The sequence below is a fragment of the uncultured Gimesia sp. genome (assembly GCF_937919775.1).
Classification (GTDB): Bacteria; Planctomycetota; Planctomycetia; order Planctomycetales; family Planctomycetaceae; genus Gimesia.
Map to the genome: position 1 here is coordinate 1 of NZ_CALFPF010000243.1, position 4,250 is coordinate 4,250.

General features: G+C 50.3%; 3 protein-coding genes. 1 reads left to right on the forward strand and 2 read right to left on the reverse strand.

What is annotated here, in order from left to right:
• Positions 1-573 precede the first annotated feature (573 nt).
• Positions 574-1,080 (reverse strand): hypothetical protein, encoded by a 507-nt coding sequence (locus tag Q0294_RS06485; RefSeq protein ID WP_299462154.1) that lies wholly within the window; start codon positions 1,078-1,080, stop codon positions 574-576.
• A 390-nt stretch (positions 1,081-1,470) separates the two neighbouring features.
• Here Q0294_RS06485 and Q0294_RS06490 point away from each other — a divergent pair, with 390 nt between their 5' ends.
• A complete protein-coding gene (locus Q0294_RS06490; RefSeq protein ID WP_299462156.1) occupies positions 1,471-2,682 on the forward strand; it encodes an esterase-like activity of phytase family protein in 1,212 nt (403 codons plus the stop codon).
• Between the two features lie 224 nt (positions 2,683-2,906).
• On the opposite strand, the gene Q0294_RS06495 is transcribed toward Q0294_RS06490, so the two are convergent.
• Positions 2,907-3,908 (reverse strand): DUF1559 domain-containing protein, encoded by a 1,002-nt coding sequence (locus Q0294_RS06495; protein WP_299462158.1) that lies wholly within the window; start codon positions 3,906-3,908, stop codon positions 2,907-2,909.
• Positions 3,909-4,250: the final 342 nt, after the last annotated feature.

Below are 4,250 nucleotides of genomic sequence, written 5' to 3' on the forward strand. Positions count from 1 at the left end.
ACCCCTAAGAGGTCATCGAGAAAATAAAAACGCCTTCAAACTCTCCGAACAACTCAAACGGAAACTGGCATCGGAGAATAATGCGATTCTGCGGCTGGCTGCGGATAATTAATTACGATGAGCCGTCGGGTACAAAAAGACTGTCGTCCGTTAAGTCCCGTAGGGGGTGATAAATTCGTGGAATATAGCAGCAAACTCAAGCACTGTCCTGCCGGGGCTGAAAGATTCTGAGATCGGGCTGACGGTTATTACCAGGCAACAACTTTTTGATCTGGCAATACTGCTTGATGGCCGAAGTGTACCTGCGTTGTGCGGATTCAAGGCGTTTCATCATCAAGGTGCTCTGGCCTGCAGTTCGGTTGGTTGCATCAGCGTCGACACTCAGCAGGTAATGCAATTCCAGCTAAGCCACTCAATTTTCCCGTCTACTACGGGACGATACACCGTCAGTTTCAAAAAGAGAGTCCAGAAGACGATTACTGGTGAGGTACTTAGATGGCACACAGGCTTCGTGGCCATCTAATGCACCGGACAGTCATGACTGGTATTGAAGTTGAACAAGGTCAACAGGCCTTATTTCAACTCAATCGGGGAGAGCAGGTTATCGCGCTCCTTGACGGTCACTGTAATTCCGGATGTTTCCGGATTGGTGTACTTCCGCGGGAGTTTTTCAGGCAGCTTGTCTTCCTCGTCCTCGCTCACCCCTTCGAGTGAACCAACCCAGGTGAACGAGACCTTGTATTCACCCGGAGGTGCACCATCTCCCGACTGATAGGTTGAGATTTTGAACATTCCGTTTTCGTCAACGGTTCCACGCGGAACATAAAAGGGTTTCTCATCATTGGGTGATGTCACCGGTGTCAGTGAAACCATTCCGTCCGGAATCGGGTTCCCCTTATAAAAAACTTCGCCTGTTACCGGATAGACCTCGCGGACATTTTCCGCTTCTGCTGAACCGCAACCAGTTGATAGTGTGAGTAACAGGAGCAGTGCTGCACCGGTCAACTGACAAATCCCTGACGCTTTACGATCATTACTGCCGGAGTCAAAACGATTGAAAGGCCCACTGCTTCTATCCATTGTTCTCTCTTTCGGAAGTCTAACTGAATTAAGAGTGCTGTCAAAGAATCGGTAATCAACTCAGCCTGTCAGCAACGCGAGCGTGCATCAAGTTTTTGTAAGGGAATGCCTACGCAAAACAGGAACCAGCCCGTGTCTGGATCAAGTAAACCACAAGCTCAAAATGATGGCAGGCAACTGTGCACAGACTAGCCGGAAAGTGTTAATAAAATGTTAAGAAGCCGTGAATACTGATCTTTCCCGGCGATATCAATTGGTTTGTGAAAAACTGATGAGCATCGCGTGATGCTGCTTGTAACCCTGATGGATCACACCCATAATCCTGTGTTATCGACTCTGCACGACAAACTGAAATCCAATATGACCAGTAACAAAGGATGCATTTGAATCATGCCATTATTTCCCCGTCAACTGATCCCTTTTTTTTGTGCAGCTGCTCTGTCAGTTGTTTCATTCAGCTCGCTGATTGCAGGCGAAATCGAGTTAATCGGTCGCGTTTCATTACCGGGCATGACTCGCGATCTCAGTGGTCTGAAAGGGACCGTGGCAAAGAAGTACCCTCGCGATCTTTTTGGCGGAATTTCGGCGATCGATTACACAGGCGCCGGCAACCGTTATCTGTTGCTGTCGGACCGCGGGCCCCTCGATGGGGCTGTCTCGTATCCCTGTCGATTCCATGTCGCTGAAATTGATATCGATCCCGAGAAAACGCCAGCCGTCTCGGCACGATTACTGGAAACACACTTGCTCAAAGATATCGACGGACGAAGCATCTCCGGAGCCGCAGCCAAATCGGAGGGCGCTGAGACCCCTTTAGTGAAACGCCTCGATCCGGAGGGCATCCGCTGCACGTCCGACAATAAGCTCTATATCTCAGACGAGTATGGACCCGCAATCTATGAAGTTACGGAGAATGGCGTCGTCAGCGGCGAATTGCAGATACCGGGACATTTCCGAATTGCCGTGCCGCATGCAGACTCCGAAAAAGAGGCCAGTCTGAACAGTCAGGGACGTCAGCCAAATAAGGGCTTCGAGGGACTGGCCCTGACCCCGGATGGCCGCTACCTGGTCGCCATTGCCCAGGCGCCTCTGATTCAGGACAGTGTCCCCACGAAAAAAGGAAAACGCAGAGGACAATTTAGCCGGCTGTTTGTCCTCGATCTGAAAACGGGGAAAAACCGCCAGTGGGCTTATCCGCTGACGGAAACGAAAAATGGAATCAGCGAGATTCTGGCAATCAGCTCGACCGAATTTCTGGTACTCGAGCGGGATGGCGATGGCGGAGACGAGGCCCACTTCAAGGCGGTGACCCACGTTGATGCAAGTCAGGCGACCGACATCTCAAATGTCAGTCAACTCCCCACACAGGGCCTTCCCCAAGGGGTTAAGCCCCTCAAAGTACAGCCCTGGCTGAATCTGATGGATGAGCGTTTTGGATTGAAAGGCCCGCAGATGCCTGAAAAATTCGACGGCCTCACCTTCGGTCCCACTCTGCCGGATGGTTCACGCACGCTGGTCGTCGCGGTTGACAATGACTTCGAACCAGACGTCCCGACAGAACTATTTGTCTTCGCCATCCCGGCGAATAAGCTTAATAAATGAAATGGTTATGGAGTTGAAATTCGTTTTCAGGGAATGCCTGTCTCACAGGCAGGCACTTTCCCTGATCTGCAGTTGAGATTTACGAAGATCGCCAAGTCTCTGCTGTAGTGTCATACTCCTGAACCTGGCTTCTGTCTGCAAACGATATCAGTGGAACGCAAAAGGCCCTGGCTGCTTGAGCAACCAGGGCCTTTTCACTTCAGTTATTCTGCACTCTTCACGTTTTAGAATTCACCTACCGTCTCTCCACCTGCCCGCGTACAGATATGGGCAAACAGGGCTCCGTCGATATTCTGTGAAAGGAATCGGACCGAACCATCTCCCATCGCAAACTGGGCACCGCCTACATGGAAGCTGAAAATTTCACTGGCGTTGATTTCGTTGATCACATACGGACCATAGGTATTATAACCATTCTTTATGGCTCCGTTAATAGACAGCCCGGCATCAGGATCGGCCCAGCCGGTACCGTCGGTGGTGACATAGTTTCCGCCATACGCCACTACTTTGTCGTCTTGATAGAGGCCCTGATCTGTGGAGTTCCAGAGCCCTTTGGCATTATAGACGGACGGATGGCCGCCTGCTTCACCGAGCATTAAGGTATTGGAAGTACCGTCGGTGATGTCCCGGATACGATTATTCTGTCCCTTTGACAGTATCCCGGCTTTCGCTGCATCAGAAGGCTCAGCGACGCCCAGCACGTTCGTCCAGAACTTTTTCTTCACTTCGTTGATCGAACCATAATCACCGGCTGCGGCACCGGGAGCATGGTAGGCGTCCCTGCGGTCAGCACCGGGGACAGAGGGGCACAGCATGACCGGAATCTGAGTTTCAATCATCACGCGGTTAGAAGCATCAAACCAGGGCGCGTTTGTGTTGTACTTGTTATAAACATTCGATTGATCAAGATACGGCAGAGCCAGGATGGTCCAAGAGCAATAAGTTGTGGTTCCGCTACTGCCATCGGCATTCGTGATGGGGTAATCGCCGCTCGCGGTATTACCCAGCAGACGACTGGGGGGAAAGGTCGAGAAGGCACTCTCGTAGTTGAACAACGCCAGTCCCAGCTGTTTCAGATTGTTTTTACACTGTGAACGGCGGGCAGCTTCGCGAGCCTGTTGCACAGCCGGCAATAGCAGTGCGATTAAAATGGCGATAATCGCGATGACCACCAACAGTTCAATCAACGTAAATCCAGCAGTCTTTTTACGGCGAATTGATTTCATGTTTCTCCTTCTCTTGTAAATAAATAGCGTGTGATTGAGTAAGTCTGAATGTGTAACATTTAAAGAATGACAGGAATCGGGGCGCCAGCCAATTACTGTAAATTTTGTCTAATCCTTAAGTGATTGATTGAGTTCAAACAAACGGTTCATCCTGGCAATCTGTTACAGCAACAGGAAATCCCCGGATCGCAAAATTGAGCTGCAAAGCTCAGGTCGATATATCCCGTGTGAAAGGTTTCAGGTAAACATCCGCACGGTACAACATCAGAAAAGTACTACTCTTGACTTAGCTATTTCAGGTTGAAGACCCGAATTGTGTCTCTCTGCACAATTTGCTTTGGC

Coding starts and splice junctions, on each gene's coding strand:
- Q0294_RS06495 (WP_299462158.1), bottom strand. CDS start 3,908: ATGAAATCAATTCGCCGTAAAAAGACTGCTGGATTTACGTTGATTGAA.
- Q0294_RS06490 (WP_299462156.1), top strand. CDS start 1,471: ATGCCATTATTTCCCCGTCAACTGATCCCTTTTTTTTGTGCAGCTGCT.
- Q0294_RS06485 (WP_299462154.1), bottom strand. CDS start 1,080: ATGGATAGAAGCAGTGGGCCTTTCAATCGTTTTGACTCCGGCAGTAAT.